The 443-nt window shown below is 61.6% G+C and carries 1 protein-coding gene; it reads right to left on the reverse strand.

The annotated features are described in order from the left end of the window. On the reverse strand, positions 1-443 hold a 443-nt coding region (locus tag K206_RS40685), incomplete at both ends, for a TCP-1/cpn60 chaperonin family protein (protein ID WP_043368091.1).

Here is a 443-nt window from a genome sequence, read left to right on the forward strand (position 1 = left end):
TAGCCGCGGTCGAACTGCATGCCTTCCACGACTTCCAGCTCGTCGGCCAGCGACTTGCCGTCTTCGACGGTGATCACGCCTTCCTTGCCGACCTTGTCCATCGCTTCCGCGATCAGCTTGCCGATCACTTCGTCGCTGTTGGCGGAGATCGAGCCGACTTGCGCGATTTCCTTGCTGGTGGTGGTGTTCTTGGTCAGCTTCTTCAGCTCTTCGACCGCGTTCAGCACGGCCTTGTCGATGCCGCGCTTCAGGTCCATCGGGTTCATGCCGGCGGCAACGTACTTCATGCCTTCGCGCACGATCGACTGGGCCAGCACGGTCGCGGTGGTGGTGCCGTCACCGGCGTTGTCGCTGGTCTTGGAAGCCACTTCCTTGACCATCTGCGCGCCCATGTTCTGCAGCTTGTCCTTCAGCTCGATTTCCTTGGCCACGGACACGCCGTC

This window comes from Cupriavidus sp. WS, from assembly GCF_000395345.1.
GTDB lineage: Bacteria > Pseudomonadota > Gammaproteobacteria > Burkholderiales > Burkholderiaceae > Cupriavidus > Cupriavidus basilensis_B.